Genomic DNA, 15,416 nt, shown 5'->3' with positions numbered 1-15,416 from the left:
AAAGCGGCCCCAATTGAATCACGTGCGGTATTCGGCGTTGATCTTCACGTACTCGTGGGACAGGTCGGTGGTCCAGATGGTTTCGCTGCAGGCACCACGGCCCAGTTCGATGCGGATGGTGATCTCTTCCTGGGCCATGACCGCAGAGCCTTGCGCTTCGGTGTAGCTCGGGCTGCGCCCGCCTTGGCTGGCAATGCAGACGTTGTCCAGGTACACATCGATCAGGCTGACATCCAGCTCCGGCACGCCCGCACGGCCGACGGCGGCCAGGATGCGGCCCCAGTTGGGGTCAGAGGCGAACAGTGCGGTCTTGATCAGCGGCGAGTGAGCGACGGCGTAACCGACGTCCAGGCATTCCTGGTGGTTACCACCTCCGTTGACCTGCACCGTGACGAACTTGGTGGCGCCTTCGCCATCACGGACGATGGCCTGGGCCACCTCCATGCACACGTCGAACACCGCCTTTTTCAGGGCTTCGAACAGCGCACCGCTGGCTTCGGTGACTTCAGGCAGGTTGGCCTTGCCGGTGGCGATCAGCATGCAGCAGTCGTTGGTCGAGGTGTCGCCATCGATGGTGATGCGGTTGAACGACTTGTTGGCGCCGTCGAGCATCAGGTCCTTGAGCACCTTGGGTGCGACCTTGGCGTCAGTGGCGATGTAGCCGAGCATGGTGGCCATGTTCGGGCGGATCATGCCGGCGCCTTTGCTGATGCCGGTCACGGTCACGGTCACGCCATCGTGCTGGAACTGGCGGCTGGCACCCTTGGGCAGGGTGTCGGTGGTCATGATGCCCGTGGCGGCTTCAGCCCAGTTGTTTTCCGACAGGTTGTCCAGGGCGGCCTGCAGGGCGCCTTCGATCTTCTCGACCGGCAGCGGCTCGCCGATTACGCCAGTGGAGAACGGCAATACCGACTCGGCCGGCACGCCGGTCAGCTCGGCGAGTTTGGCGCAGGTGCGCTCGGCAGCGGCCAGGCCCGGTGCACCGGTACCGGCGTTGGCGTTGCCGGTGTTGGTCAGCAGGTAACGCACAGTGCCCTGAACACGCTGCTTGGAGAGGATCACCGGTGCGGCGCAGAAGGCGTTGAGGGTGAACACGCCAGCAACGCTGGAGCCTTCGGCACAGCGCATGACCACCACATCCTTGCGCCCAGGGCGCTTGATGCCGGCAGAAGCGATGCCGAGTTCAAAACCCGGAACCGGGTGCAGGGTGGGCAAAGGACCAAGACCAACAGCCATTAGAGCGCTCCTAGAAAATTCGGTTGATTGCAAAAAGCGGGGCCGCTTCGCGCCCCATCGCGACACAAGGCCGCTCCTACAGGGGCGTCGTGATGCCTGTAGGAGCGGCCTTGTGTCGCGAAAGGGCCGCAAAGCGGCCCCCGGTTGTGTCACGTTACTGCGAGTGGATCAGATCATTCAATCTGACCATGGCAATGCTTGAACTTCTTGCCCGAACCGCACCAGCATGGCTCGTTACGGCCCAGCTTCTGGTCGTTGCGCACCGGCGCTGCGGCCACGGCCACTTCGGCGCCCTCCTCGTTCAGCGCTTCGCTTTCAAGGCCTGGCGCGGCAGCATGCTGGAACTGCATGCGGCTGGCCAGCTCTTCGGCCTCGCGGCGCAGGCGGGCTTCTTCTTCGATCGGGTCTTCGCGGCGCACCTGAACGTGCGACAACACGCGGATGGTGTCGCGCTTGATCGACTCGAGCAGCTCCTGGAACAAGGTGAACGACTCGCGCTTGTACTCCTGCTTCGGGTTCTTCTGCGCATAACCGCGCAGGTGAATGCCGTGGCGCAGGTGGTCCATGGTCGACAGGTGGTCTTTCCACAGGTCGTCCAGCACGCGCAGCAGAATCTGCTTCTCGAAGGTACGCAGGGCGTCGATGCCGGCCTGGTCTTCCTTCTCGGTGTAGGCGCTGGTGATCTCGCTCAGCAGCTTCTCGCGCAGGGTCTCTTCGTAGAGGTGGTCGTCCTCGTCGAGCCATTGCTGGATCGGCAGCTTCATGGCGAAATCGCTCGACAGCGAGGCTTCCAGGCCGGCCACGTCCCACTGCTCGGGCAGCGATTGCGGCGGGATGTGCTGGCTGATGGTAGCGTCCAGCACTTCCTTGCGGAATTCGGCGATGGTATCGCCAATGTTCTCGGCCGCCAGCAGGCTGTTGCGCATGTGGTAGATCACCTTGCGCTGCTCGTTGGCCACGTCATCGTATTCGAGCAACTGCTTGCGGATGTCGAAGTTGCGGCCCTCGACCTTGCGCTGGGCTTTTTCGATGGCGTTGGTGACCATGCGATGCTCGATCGCCTCGCCAGACTGCATGCCCAGCGCCTTCATGAAGTTCTTCACCCGGTCAGAGGCGAAGATGCGCATCAGGCTGTCTTCGAGCGACAGGTAGAAGCGGCTGGAGCCCGGGTCACCCTGACGGCCGGAACGACCACGCAGCTGGTTGTCGATACGGCGCGATTCGTGACGCTCGGAAGCGATCACGTGCAGGCCACCCGACTCGATCACCTGCTGGTGACGCTTCTGCCAGTCGGCCTTGATCTGGGCGATCTGCTCAGGGGTCGGGTTGTCCAGGACGGCCACTTCGGCCTCCCAGTTACCGCCCAGCAGAATGTCGGTACCACGGCCGGCCATGTTGGTGGCGATGGTCAACGCGCCTGGCGCACCGGCCTGGGCGATGATCTCGGCTTCCTTCTCGTGGTACTTGGCGTTGAGGACCTTGTGCTCGATGCCTTCCTTCAGCAGAAGGTTGGACATGTGCTCGGAGGTCTCGATGGTGGCGGTACCCACCAGCACCGGACGGCCCTGGGTCATGCTCTCTTTGATGTCGGCAATGATCGCGGCGTATTTCTCGTCGGCGGTCAGGTACACCAGGTCGTTGAAGTCCTTACGCGCCAGCGGCTTGTTCGGCGGGATCACCATCACGTTCAGGCCGTAGATCGACTGGAACTCGAACGCTTCGGTGTCGGCGGTACCGGTCATGCCGGACAGCTTGGTGTAAAGACGGAAGTAGTTCTGGAAGGTGGTCGACGCCAGGGTCTGGCTCTCGGCCTGAATGTTCAGGTTTTCTTTGGCCTCGATGGCCTGGTGCAGGCCTTCGGACAGGCGACGGCCAGGCATGGTACGGCCGGTGTGCTCGTCGATCAGCAGGACTTGGCCGTCCTGGACGATGTACTCGACGTTGCGGTGGAACAGTTTGTGCGCGCGCAGGCCGGCGTAGACGTGGGTCAGCAGGCCCAGGTTGTGCGCCGAGTAGAGGCTCTCGCCTTCGGCCAGCAGGCCAGCCTGGGTGAGCATCTCTTCGATGAACTGGTGACCGGCTTCGTTGAGTTCGACCTGGCGGCTCTTCTCATCGATGGTGAAGTGGCCTTCCTGAGTGACCTGGCCTTCGACTTCTTCGATGTGCTGGGTCAGGCGCGGGATCAGGCGGTTGATCTCGATGTACAGCTTGGAGCTGTCCTCGGCCTGGCCAGAGATGATCAGCGGGGTACGGGCTTCGTCGATGAGGATCGAGTCGACTTCGTCGATCACCGAGAAGTTGAGTTCACGCTGGAACTTCTCTTCCTGGCTGAACGCCATGTTGTCGCGCAGGTAGTCGAAACCGAATTCGTTGTTGGTGCCGTAGGTGATGTCGGAGGCGTAGGCAGCGCGCTTTTCTTCCGGCGGCTGGAAGGCCGAGACGATGCCCACGGACAGGCCGAGGAACTCGTACAGCGGGCGCATCCAGTTGGCGTCACGGCGGGCCAGGTAGTCGTTGACGGTGACCACGTGCACGCCTTTGCCGGACAATGCGTTGAGGTAGACGGCCAGGGTACCGACCAAGGTCTTGCCTTCACCGGTGCGCATTTCTGCGATCATGCCCTCGTGCAGGGTCATGCCGCCGATCAGCTGCACGTCGAAGTGGCGCATGCCCATGACGCGCTTTCCGGCCTCACGGGCGACGGCGAAGGCTTCGGGCAGCAATTGGTCCAGTGTCTCGCCTTTGGCCAAGCGCTCCTTGAACTCTGCGGTCTTGCCCCGCAGTTGCTCATCGGAGAGGGCCACCATCTTCTCTTCGAAGGCATTGACGATAGTCACCGTCTTGAGCATGCGTTTGACTTCACGCTCATTCTTGCTTCCAAAAAGTTTCTTTAACAAAGGCGCAAACATATCGGCAGGATCTTCCACACGTAGGGATGGAGGGCGGCCCCATGAGTCGCCCGTGCAGCCCTGAGGCCGCATGCGAACGAGCATTCTACCCGGAAACGATGGTGAGGAAAGTGGTGGATTTCCACGATGCTGATACAGCGTTTTGGCAGGGGCGTTTCTTAGATAGGGTCATTTTCCCTGAGTTCAAGGCTCAGCAAGATGAAACGTATCGAGAATGAGTCTTACCTTGTGTGGTCTGTACCGGCGAAGAGGCCGGTGCAGGCAACAGAGGTGTTAAACTGCCGCTCTTGTAACCTCCTGCGACCACCATGGCCTACAAACCCTCCCCTGCCCAGCTACCGTCCGCCCTGCTGCGCCAGGTGCGCCCGCTGCGCCTGCTGCTGAACCAGGCCGAACGCCTGGAACACCTGCAGCGCCTGCTGGAAAGCCAGCTGCAACCGGCTGCCCGCGAGCACTGCCACGTGGCATCGTGGCGTGATGGCGTATTGTTGCTGGTGGTTACCGACGGCCATTGGGCTACCCGCTTGCGGTATCAGCAAAAGCGCCTCATGCGCGAATTGCAGGCCATGGAAGCGTTCGGCAACCTGCGGCGCATCTTGTACAAGGTGCAACCGCCATTGGTGCCTGCCAAGCGTGGCGGGCATGCTGCGGCGCTGTCGAGCAATGCCGCCGAAAGCCTTCGCGATACCGCCGAGGGGATTGCCGACCCGAAATTGCGCGCTGCCCTGGAACGCCTTGCCAGCCACGCCCGGGATAAAGGCTGAAATAAAAAAGGCCACCCGAAGGTGGCCTTAATGAACTAGAGAGTGTTCGAACTTACACGGCCGCAACAGGGCGCATGTACGAGATCGGTGCCGTGCTGGCATCTTCGAAAGTGACCACTTCCCAGGCATCGGTTTCAGCAATGAGCTTGCGCAACAGTTGGTTGTTCAGCGCGTGCCCGGACTTGTAGCCCTTGAACTCGCCGATCAGGCTGTTGCCCAGCAGGTAGAGGTCACCGATGGCGTCGAGAATCTTGTGCTTCACGAATTCGTCTTCATAGCGAAGGCCGTCTTCGTTCAACACGCCTGTCTCGTCTACCACGATGGCGTTTTCCACACTGCCGCCCAACGCAAGGTTATGCTTGCGCAGGTACTCGATGTCCCGCATGAAACCGAAGGTGCGGGCACGGCTGACTTCTTTCACGAACGACGTGCTGGAAAAATCGACACTGGCGCTCTGGGTCCGGCCGCTGACGACCGGGTGATCGAAGTCGATCTCGAAGCTCACCTTGAACCCGTCGAAAGGCAGGAAGGTAGCGCGCTTGTCGCCCTCCTCCACTGTCACTTCGCGCAGGATGCGGATGAACTTCTTGGCTGCGTCCTGTTCTTCCAGGCCGGCAGACTGAATCAGGAATACAAAGGGTCCGGCGCTGCCATCCATGATCGGCACTTCCGAGGCGGAGAGCTCGACGTAGGCGTTATCGATGCCCAGGCCCGCCATGGCGGAGAGCAGGTGCTCGACCGTATCGACCTTGACGTCACCGTTGACCAACGTCGTCGACATGGTTGTCTCGCCAACGTTGGCCGCACGCGCTGCGATTTCGACCACAGGGTCGAGATCAGCGCGGCGGAAGACGATGCCGGTGTCAACAGGTGCAGGCTTGAGGGTCAGGTATACCTTCTCCCCGGAGTGCAGACCGACACCTGTGGCACGGATGGTATTCTTCAGGGTGCGTTGTTTAATCATGGCATTGGCCGCTTCAGCGCAAATTGCGAACAGGTATCAACAAAGGCTGGGGATGATAACAGACCCGACCTTTGCTGAATACCAATCACCTTTATACCCCTGATAAATTCCACTAATCAGCCTGACGACGCAGGAAAGCCGGGATATCAAGGTAGTCCAGGTCATCCTGAGGGTTGAGTTTAGCTGCCGCGGCGGCACCTGCATGGGCCTGGTTGCGCATTACAGTCGGGCGCTCCAGGTCACGGTAGTTGACCGCAGGCTGCTCCTGGCGAACCGGTGCCGGGTTGGAAGCCTCGTATGCCTGTTGAGCGGTCTGCAGGGTGTTGTCCACCACTTTGACCGGCTTCTCGATGCGTGCGCCCAGGCCAGTGGCGACCACGGTGACGTGCAGCTCATCGCGCATGTCTGGGTCGATCACGGTGCCGACCTTGACCATCGCGTGGTCAGAGGCGAAGGCTTCGATGATGCTACCTACGTCGGAGTACTCACCCAGCGACAGGTCAGGGCCGGCGGTGATGTTCACCAGGATGCCGCGGGCGCCCTGCAGGTTGACGTCTTCGAGCAACGGGTTGCGGATCGCCGCCTCGGTGGCTTCACGCGCACGGTTCGGGCCGCTGGCGCAGCCAGTACCCATCATCGCCATGCCCATCTCACCCATCACGGTACGCACGTCGGCGAAGTCGACGTTGATCATGCCAGGGCGCTTGATGATGTCGGAGATACCGCGCACGGCACCGGCCAGCACGTCGTCAGCCTTGGCAAAGGCGGACAGCAGGCTGGCATCCTTGCCCAGGATGGTCAGCAGCTTCTCGTTGGGGATGGTGATCAGCGAGTCGACGCTCTCGGCCAGCATGCGGATGCCTTCATCGGCGATCTGCATACGTTTGCGACCTTCGAACGGGAACGGACGGGTCACCACGGCGACGGTGAGGATGCCCATTTCCTTCGCCACTTCGGCGATGATCGGGGCTGCACCGGTACCGGTACCGCCACCCATGCCGGTGGTGATGAACACCATGTTGGTGCCCTGCAGCACCTCGGCGATGCGCTCACGGTCTTCCAGCGCGGCCTGACGGCCGACTTCTGGATTGGCACCTGCACCCAGGCCTTTGGTCACGCCAGTGCCCAATTGCAGGATGGTACGCGCGCCGATGTTTTTCAGCGCCTGGGCATCGGTGTTGGCGCAGATGAATTCCACGCCTTCGATGCTGCTTTTGACCATGTGGTTGACGGCGTTGCCGCCACCACCGCCAACGCCGATCACTTTAATGACCGGACTTTGCGGGACGTTGTCTACGAGCTCGAACATTTTCCCTCTCCTTACAGTTCTCTAGTTGTTGCGCCTACCACTACTGCTTTGAAACTTAGAAATTGCCCTGGACCCACCGCTTGAAGCGCTCAAGCACTGGGGCCTTCGGTTCATCGCCATAGCTGTTGCTGCTGCTGTTGCTGTTACCGGTCAGGACCATGTCCTCGGACTGCTTCAGCAGGCCGTAGGTGAGCAGGCCCACGCCGGTGGAATAGATCGGGTTGCGCACCACGTCGCTCAGCCCCCGAACGCTGTGCGGTACGCCCAGGCGTACCGGCATGTGGAAGATTTCCTCGGCCAGTTCAACGGCGCCTTCCATCTTCGCGGTGCCGCCGGTCAGGACGATGCCGGCCGGCACCAGGTCTTCGTAGCCGCTACGGCGCAGTTCGGCCTGGATCAGGGTGAACAGCTCGTCGTAACGCGGCTCCACCACCTCGGCCAGGGCCTGGCGCGACAGCTCGCGCGGTGGGCGATCACCCACGCTCGGCACCTTGATGGTTTCGCCGGCGCCGGCCAGCTTGGCCAGTGCGCAGGCGTAGCGGATCTTGATTTCTTCGGCGTACTGGGTCGGAGTGCGCAGGGCCATGGCGATGTCGTTGGTCACCTGGTCGCCGGCAATCGGGATGACCGCGGTGTGGCGGATCGCGCCTTCGGTGAAGATGGCGATGTCGGTGGTACCGCCACCGATGTCCACCAGGCACACGCCGAGCTCTTTTTCGTCGTCGGTCAGCACCGAGTAAGCCGAAGCCAGCTGCTCAAGGATGATGTCGTCGATTTCCAGGCCGCAGCGGCGTACGCACTTCTCGATGTTCTGCGCCGCGTTGACCGCACAGGTGACCACGTGGACCTTGGCTTCCAGGCGCACGCCGGACATGCCCAGCGGCTCGCGCACGCCTTCCTGGTTGTCGATCACGTAGTCCTGCGGCAGGGTGTGCAGCACGCGCTGATCGGCCGGGATGGCCACGGCCTGGGCGGCGTCGAGCACGCGCTCAAGGTCGGCAACGCTGACCTCACGGTCGCGAATGGCGACAATGCCGTGGGAGTTCAGGCTGCGGATATGGTTGCCGGCCACGCCGACGAACGCCGAGTGGATGCGGCAGCCCGCCATCAGCTGCGCTTCTTCCACCGCGCGCTGGATCGACTGCACGGTCGACTCGATGTTCACCACCACGCCCTTCTTCAGGCCGCGGGACGGATGGGTACCGATCCCGACGATCTCCAGGGTGCCGTCTTCGCCCACTTCGCCGACCAGCGCCACCACCTTGGAGGTGCCAATGTCCAGCCCGACGATCATTTTGCCGCTATGCGCGTTTGCCATGGTCCTGCCTCTCTCTAATTCTTCGCAACGGCGGGTTGGGCCGTCGTCGGTGCAATCGGTTCCCGCCAACCAACGGCAAGTCCGTTGGCGTATCGCAGATCGATGCGGGCGATGTTGGTGATCTGCTCTTTAAGCGTCTTGTCGTAAATGGCAATGAAACGGCGCATCTTCTCCACCAGATGGTCGCGCCCCAACAGCAGTTCGATGCCTGGCCCGGTGCTGCCCGCACCGGTGGTCAGGAACCAGCTGCCTCGCTCGCGCAGTTCCAGGCGAGCGATGGAAAAGCCCATGGGGCGCAGCATCTGGCTCAATACCTGATACTGCTGCATGACTTGTTGCTGAGCACGCTGCGGCCCGAACAGCTGCGGCAGGTGCTCATAGTTGGCCAGCTCACGCGGGGTAAAGGCCTGGCCCTGGTTATTGAGCAAGGCTTCGTCACCCCAGCGTGCCACTGGCAGCTGTTCTTCCAGGCGGATCACCACCTCGTCCGGCCACACGCGCCGCACCTCGGCGTGGGCGATCCACGGCATCTGCTCGAGCTCTGCGCGCATCGCTGGCAGGTCGACACTGAAGAAGCTCGCCGCCATGAACGGGGCGATCCGCTGCTGCACCGCCTGCTGGCTGATGTAGCTGAGGTCGCCCTGCACCGCGATCTTGGTGATCGGCCGGTCGGCGTAGGGCATCAGGCGAATGGCGCCCTCATAGGCGCCGAAGCCTGCTGCCACCAGCAGCACCGGCCAGAGCAGGCGCTTGAGTCCACTGAAGTTGGCCTTGGGCAGGCGCGCCGACATGGGCTCTTTGGCCACCATTCGACTGGCACCGCGCGGCACCGGCTTGTTACGGCCGGTGGCGGGTTGCTGATGACGTAACATCGCGCCTTGCATGGCTGTTAACCTCGCGTCTCGACGCTGGCGGCCAGGATTGCCAGCACCAGTTGCTGGAAGTCCAAGCCGGCCGCGCGGGCCGCCATGGGCACCAGGCTATGATCAGTCATGCCAGGTGCGGTGTTGACTTCGAGCAGCCAGAACCGGCCCTGCTCGTCCTGCATCACATCCAACCGCCCCCAGCCTTCGATGCCGATGGCATCGCAGGCGCGCGCGGTCAGGTCGATGAGTTCCTGTTCCTTGACGCTGTCCAGGCCGCACGGAATGCGGTACTGGGTATCGTTGGCGATGTACTTGGCGTCGTAGTCGTAGAACACGTGCGGCGTACCCAGGGCGATCGGCGGCAGCACCTGGCCGCGCAGTACCGCGATGGTGAACTCCGGCCCGTGGATCCACTGCTCCACCAGTACCTGGGAATCGTATTTGGCGGCGTCCTGCCAGGCGGCGACCAGTTCCTGCTCGCTGTTCACCTTGGCCATGCCGATGCTAGAGCCTTCATGGGCGGGTTTGACGATAAGCGGGAAGCCCAGTTCCATACTGGCCTTCAAACAATCGCTTTCGCTGGCCAATACCGCGTGGCGCGGGGTCGGAATGCCCAGGCTCTGCCACACCTGCTTGGTGCGCAGTTTGTCCATGGCCAGGGCCGACGCGAGGATGCCGCTGCCGGTGTAAGGGATGCCCAGGCACTCGAGCAGGCCTTGCATGCTGCCGTCTTCACCGCCACGGCCGTGGAGAATGATGAAGGCGCGGTCGATCTTCTCGCTTTGCAAGCGGTCGAGCAGGTCGTCGCCCACATCGATGGCAACCACGTCGACACCGGCGCGGGTCAAGGCGTCGATCACGGCGGCGCCGGACTTGAGCGAGACTTCACGCTCGGCACTCTTGCCGCCGTACAGCACGGCGACGCGGCCGAACGCCTTGACGTCCAGGGTCGAGTGCAGCTTGTCGTAGGCGCTGGTCATTTCGACTTCTCCTGCTTGGCGCCAGCGAACAGCGGGCTTTTCATCAATTGCGGGGCCAGGCCACCGACATCACCGGCACCCTGGCACAGCAGGATGTCGCCGGCACGCAGCAGCGGCTGGACCAGGGGCGCAAGCTCGGCGCCACGTTCGATGTAGATCGGGTCGAGCTTGCCGCGCTGGCGGATGCTGTGGCACAGCTGACGGCTGTCCGCACCCGGGATCGGCTCTTCACCGGCCGGGTAGACTTCCATCAGCAGCAGCACGTTGGCGTCGCCCAGCACTTGTACGAAGTCGTCGTACAGGTCGCGGGTGCGGCTGTAACGGTGCGGCTGGTAGACAATCACCAGGCGACGGCTTGGCCAGCCCCCGCGCACGGCCTTGATCACAGCAGCGACTTCAGTCGGGTGGTGGCCGTAGTCGTCGACCAGCATCACGCTGCCGCCGTCGACCGGCAGCTCACCGTAGACCTGGAAGCGTCGGCCAACGCCCTGGAAGCCGGACAGCCCCTGGACGATGGCCTCGTCGCTGATGCCTTCGTCAGAGGCGATGGCAATGGTTGCCAGGGCATTGAGCACGTTGTGGTTGCCGGGCATGTTCACCGACACCTCCAGCGGCTCGCAGTCGCGGCGCAGCACGGTGAAGTGCGTCTGCATGCCCTGCTGGCGCACATTGATGGCGCGGATGTCGGCCTCTTCGCTGAAGCCGTAGGTGACCGTCGGGCGTTTGACCTGCGGCAGGATCTCGCGCACCACCGGGTCGTCCAGGCACATCACTGCCAACCCATAGAACGGCAGGTTGTGCAGGAACTCGACGAAGGTTTTCTTCAGTTTGTTGAAGTCACCCTCGTAGGTGGCCATGTGGTCGGCGTCGATGTTGGTGACCACGGCGACCATCGGTTGCAGGTGCAGGAAGCTGGCGTCGCTCTCGTCCGCTTCGGCGATCAGGTAGCGGCTGGTGCCCAGCTGGGCATTGGTGCCCGCTGCGGTCAGGCGCCCGCCGATGACGAACGTCGGGTCCAGGCCGCCAGCGGCGAACACCGAGGCCAGCAGGCTGGTGGTGGTGGTCTTGCCGTGCGTGCCGGCAACGGCCACGCCATGGCGGTAGCGCATCAGCTCGGCGAGCATCTCGGCACGCGGCACCACGGGAATACGACGTTCCAGGGCAGTGGCGACTTCCGGGTTGGCCGGGTTGATGGCGCTGGACACCACCAGTACATCGGCGTTGGCAGCGTTTTCGGCACGGTGGCCAACGAAGATCTCTGCGCCGAACGACTCCAGCCGCTCGGTAACCGGCGAGGCCTTGAGGTCGGAACCGGACACTTCATAGCCCAGGTTCAGCAGTACTTCGGCGATGCCGCACATGCCCACGCCGCCGATACCGACGAAGTGGATGCGACGGATGCGGCCCATTTTTGGCTGCGGCATGGCTTTCTGGCTTTCAACCATGGGCCACCTCCAGGCAGATATCGACCACGGTGCTGGTTGCGGCAGGTTTGGCCAGGCGCCGTGCGGTGCCAGCCATGGTGTTGAGTTTCTCGGGTTGCATCAGCACCTCGTTCAGGCGTTCAGCGAGCTGCGCTGCGCCAGTTGTCGCTTGTGGCATCAGGAAGGCAGCGCCTTCCCGAGCCAGATAGTGGGCGTTGTGGGTCTGGTGATCGTCGATCGCATGGGGCAACGGCACCAGCATCGAAGGCAGGCCCGCCGCCGCGAGTTCGCTGACGGTCAGGGCACCGGCCCGGCACACCACGATGTCGGCCCAGCCATAGGCTTGGGCCATGTCCTTGATGAAAGGCTCTACCTGAGCCTCGACGCCCGCCTCGTGATAACGCTCGGCGGTGATCGGCGCGTGTTGCTTGCCAGCCTGGTGGAACACCTCTGGCCGCAGTGTTGCAGGCACTTCAGACAGGGCCTTAGGCAACAATTTGTTCAATGGTTCCGCACCCAGGCTGCCCCCGAGCACAAGCAGGCGTGCACGGCGTTCGGCCAAGGGTGCGCGTTGCGCGTCCATGAACAGCTCCGGGCGCACCGGGTTGCCGGTGGTGCGGCGTTTGCCGCTGGCCGCGAAGGTGTTCGGGAAAGCTTCGCAGACGCGTGCCGAGAGTGGCACCAGCAACCGATTGGCGGTACCCGCGCGCGCATTCTGTTCGTGAATGACCAGCGGCACACCGCACAGCCGCGCGGCCACACCGCCCGGCCCGGTCACGTAGCCGCCGAAGCCCAGCACGCACACAGGCTTGAGCTGACGAATGATGCGCCGTGCCTGCAGTACCGCCTTGACCAGGGTGAACGGCGCCTTGAGCAGCGACAGCTTGCCCTTGCCGCGCAGGCCGCTGACCTGGATGAGGTGCAACGGCAGACCGGCCTGGGGCACCAGTTCGTTCTCGATGCCTTTCGGCGTGCCCAGCCAGTGCACGCTGTAACCCCGTGCCTGGAATTCACGGGCGCAGGCCAGGGCCGGGAACACGTGGCCCCCGGTACCGCCTGCCATGATCAGTACGTTTTTGCCGTCAGCGGCCATGACTGGTCTCCTCGGCAAAATCGCTTTCGTTGAATTCGTGTTCCTCGCTGCCCAGGTGCGTGCGGCTCTCCCACTCGATACGCAGCAGCAAGCCCACACAAGCGCAACAGATCACCAGCGAGCTGCCCCCGTAACTGAGGAACGGCAAGGTCAGGCCCTTGGTCGGCAGCAGGCCGACGTTCACGCCGATATTGATCAGGAACTGGCCGATCCACAGGAAAGCCAGGCCGAACGCCATGTAGGCGGCGAAGAACTGCTTGGCCTTTTCGGCCCACAGGCCGATGTACAAGGCGCGCACGGTGACGAAAACGAACAGCGCGATGGTGACCAGCGAGCCGACCACGCCAAGCTCTTCAGCCAGCACCGAGAACACGAAGTCGGTGTGCGCCTCAGGCAGGTAGAACTGCTTCTGTACGCTGTTGCCCAGGCCAACGCCCAGCCACTCACCGCGGCCGAAAGCGATCAAGGCCTGGGTCAACTGGTAGCCCGAGCCGAACTGGTCGGACCAGGGGTCGGTAAAGGTGATCAAACGTGCCATCCGGTACGGCTGGGCCTGTACCAGGACAAACACCGCGACCACCGCCAGCACCACCATCAAACTGAAGCGGAACAACCCCACCCCGCCGAGGAACAACATGGCCGCCGCAGCGCCCATCATCACCACGGTGGCACCGAAGTCCGGCTCCATCAGCAGCAGGCCAGCCATTGGCAGCAGCACGATGAACGGCTTGAAAAAGCCCATCCAGCTTTCGCGCACCTCGGTCTGCCGGCGCACCAGGTAGCCGGCCAGGTAGATGACCACGAAGACCTTGGCGATCTCCGACGGCTGCACGTTGAAGAAGCTGAAACCGATCCAGCGCATGGAACCGTTCACTTCCCGGCCGATACCCGGCACCAGCACCAGCACCAGCAGGCCGAAAGCGCCCAGCAGCATCATGAAGCCCATGCGCTGCCAGGTGGCGATCGGCACCAGCATGGTGGCGCCGCAGGCGACCAGGCCGATGACCACGTACACCAGGTGACGGAACATGTGGTAAAGCGGGTTTCCCGACTGCACCGCGGCCACTTCCGAGGACGCCGAGGTGATCATCACCAGGCCCAGGCCCAGCAATGCCAGGCAGCCGGCTAGCATGGCGAAGTCGAGGTCGATGCCACGGCCGCTGATCAGCGGCGACGGGTACGGCTTGAAGATGCCGAAGATCATGCCAGCCCTCCCGCCGCTTGGGCGAACAGGCGCCCGCGTTCTTCAAAGTTCTTGAACATGTCGAGGCTGGCGCAGGCCGGCGACAACAGCACGGCATCACCCGGCTGAGCCAGGGCGGCGCACTGCTCGACGGCGTCTTCCAGGGTCTTGACCCGCACGTGCGGTACACCTTCGCCTAACGCTTCGGCGAGGCGCTCGGCATCACGGCCCAACAGCACCACCGCACGGCAGAAGCGCGCCACTGGCTCACGCAGCGCGGCAAAGTCGGCACCTTTGCCGTCACCGCCGGCGATCAACACCAGCTTGCCGGCGATATCCGCGCCCAGGCCTTCGATGGCCGCCAGCGCAGCACCGACGTTGGTGGCCTTGGAGTCGTCGTACCAATTGACACCGTTGCGCTCGCGCACCCACTGGCAACGATGGGCCAGGCCGCCAAACTCGCGCAGGGCGTCGAGCATCGGTGCAAACGGCAAGCCTGCGGCATGGCCGAGGGCCAGGGCTGCGAGGGCGTTGCTGTGGTTGTGCGAACCGCGAATTTTCAGTTCGCGCACGGGCATCAGGTTCTGGAATTCGAACGCCAGGTACTTCTCGCCGTCGACCTCACGCAGGCCGAAGGCCTTGAAGTCCGGTTGGTTCAGGCCAAAGCTCCAGCACGGCCGGCCTTCCACCGGCAATGGCCGGCTCAGCGCGTCCTGGCGGTTTACCACCACCTGATGAGCGCCCCGGAAGATGCGGTGCTTGGCCAGGTGATAAGCCGGCAGGCCGCTGTAGCGGTCCATGTGGTCTTCGCTGATGTTCAGCACGGTGGCGACTTCGGCGTTGAGCTGGTCTGTGGTTTCCAGCTGGAAGCTGGACAGCTCCAGCACATACAGTTCCACCTCATCGCTCAGCAGGTCCAGGGCTGGCGTGCCGAGGTTACCGCCCACGGCCACGCGCTTGCCCGCCTTAGCGGCCATTTCACCGACCAGGGTGGTTACTGTGCTTTTTGCGTTGGAACCGCTGATGGCGATGATTGGCGCTTTGGCATGGCGGGCGAACAGCTCGATGTCGCCCGACAGGGCCACACCCCGTGCCGCAGCCTGTTGCAGCGCCGGGGTGGACAAGGCCAGGCCCGGGCTCACGTACAGTTCATTGGCGCGGCACAGGAAGTCCACGTCCAGCTCGCCACAGCGCACTTCCACCTGCGGGTAATCACGGCGCAGGGTGTCCAGTTCCGGCGGTTGCTCGCGGGTGTCGGCGACCGCAAAGGCAATGCCCCGGCTCGCCAGGAAGCGAACCAGGGACATGCCGCTCTTGCCGAGGCCGACAACGATGCGGAATTGGTCGGAAGCGATCAGTGACACGCTCAT

The 15,416-nt window shown here is 63.2% G+C and carries 12 protein-coding genes; 1 reads left to right on the top strand and 11 read right to left on the bottom strand.

Translation table 11 applies throughout. The features are described from left to right. Nucleotides 1-18: 18 nt before the first annotated feature. A complete protein-coding gene (gene argJ, locus AB7M33_RS13705; RefSeq protein WP_027594024.1) occupies nt 19-1,236 on the bottom strand; it encodes a bifunctional glutamate N-acetyltransferase/amino-acid acetyltransferase ArgJ in 1,218 nt (405 codons plus the stop codon). Between the two features lie 173 nt (nt 1,237-1,409). After that, complete coding sequence (gene secA, locus AB7M33_RS13700; protein ID WP_099430363.1) at nt 1,410-4,145, bottom strand: preprotein translocase subunit SecA; 2,736 nt, start codon at nt 4,143-4,145, stop codon at nt 1,410-1,412. A 308-nt stretch (nt 4,146-4,453) separates the two neighbouring features. On the opposite strand from secA, the gene AB7M33_RS13695 reads away from it, so the two are divergent. Beyond that, on the top strand, nt 4,454-4,909 hold the full coding sequence (locus AB7M33_RS13695; RefSeq protein ID WP_027594022.1) for a DUF721 domain-containing protein: 456 nt from the start codon (nt 4,454-4,456) through the stop codon (nt 4,907-4,909). Between the two features lie 52 nt (nt 4,910-4,961). On the opposite strand, the gene lpxC is transcribed toward AB7M33_RS13695, so the two are convergent. The 9 genes from lpxC to murD form a co-directional block, all read right to left on the bottom strand. After that, nucleotides 4,962-5,873, bottom strand: a complete 912-nt coding sequence (lpxC, locus tag AB7M33_RS13690; protein WP_027594021.1) for a UDP-3-O-acyl-N-acetylglucosamine deacetylase — start codon at nt 5,871-5,873, stop codon at nt 4,962-4,964. 112 nt (nt 5,874-5,985) lie between these two features. After that, nucleotides 5,986-7,182, bottom strand: a complete 1,197-nt coding sequence (gene ftsZ, locus AB7M33_RS13685; RefSeq protein WP_003251871.1) for a cell division protein FtsZ — start codon at nt 7,180-7,182, stop codon at nt 5,986-5,988. 55 nt (nt 7,183-7,237) lie between these two features. Beyond that, nucleotides 7,238-8,500 carry a cell division protein FtsA gene (gene ftsA / locus AB7M33_RS13680; protein WP_027594020.1) on the bottom strand — a complete coding sequence of 421 codons (1,263 nt, stop codon included), beginning with the start codon at nt 8,498-8,500 and terminating at the stop codon, nt 7,238-7,240. 14 nt (nt 8,501-8,514) lie between these two features. Further along, nucleotides 8,515-9,384 (bottom strand): cell division protein FtsQ/DivIB, encoded by an 870-nt coding sequence (locus tag AB7M33_RS13675; protein ID WP_027594019.1) that lies wholly within the window; start codon nt 9,382-9,384, stop codon nt 8,515-8,517. A gap of 5 nt (nt 9,385-9,389) precedes the next feature. Further along, nucleotides 9,390-10,346: a D-alanine--D-alanine ligase gene (locus AB7M33_RS13670; protein ID WP_099430364.1), complete on the bottom strand. Its 957-nt coding sequence runs from the start codon at nt 10,344-10,346 to the stop codon at nt 9,390-9,392. Next, on the bottom strand, nt 10,343-11,791 hold the full coding sequence (gene murC, locus AB7M33_RS13665; RefSeq protein WP_027594017.1) for a UDP-N-acetylmuramate--L-alanine ligase: 1,449 nt from the start codon (nt 11,789-11,791) through the stop codon (nt 10,343-10,345). The genes AB7M33_RS13670 and murC overlap by 4 nt, the downstream gene beginning before the upstream one ends. Further along, nucleotides 11,784-12,863, bottom strand: a complete 1,080-nt coding sequence (murG, locus tag AB7M33_RS13660) for an undecaprenyldiphospho-muramoylpentapeptide beta-N-acetylglucosaminyltransferase (RefSeq protein WP_099430365.1) — start codon at nt 12,861-12,863, stop codon at nt 11,784-11,786. The genes murC and murG overlap by 8 nt, the downstream gene beginning before the upstream one ends. After that, entirely contained in the window at nt 12,853-14,067 is a 1,215-nt protein-coding gene (gene ftsW, locus AB7M33_RS13655; RefSeq protein WP_027594015.1) for a putative lipid II flippase FtsW, read from the bottom strand. The genes murG and ftsW overlap by 11 nt, the downstream gene beginning before the upstream one ends. Then, the gene (gene murD / locus AB7M33_RS13650; RefSeq protein ID WP_099455899.1) at nt 14,064-15,410 is read right to left on the bottom strand and encodes a UDP-N-acetylmuramoyl-L-alanine--D-glutamate ligase; all 1,347 of its coding nucleotides are present in this window, start codon (nt 15,408-15,410) and stop codon (nt 14,064-14,066) included. The genes ftsW and murD overlap by 4 nt, the downstream gene beginning before the upstream one ends. Between the last annotated feature and the right edge of the window lie 6 nt (nt 15,411-15,416).

Source organism: Pseudomonas sp. Y3 TE3536, from assembly GCF_053629175.1.
This window is presented reverse-complemented; position numbering and strand designations above follow the sequence as displayed.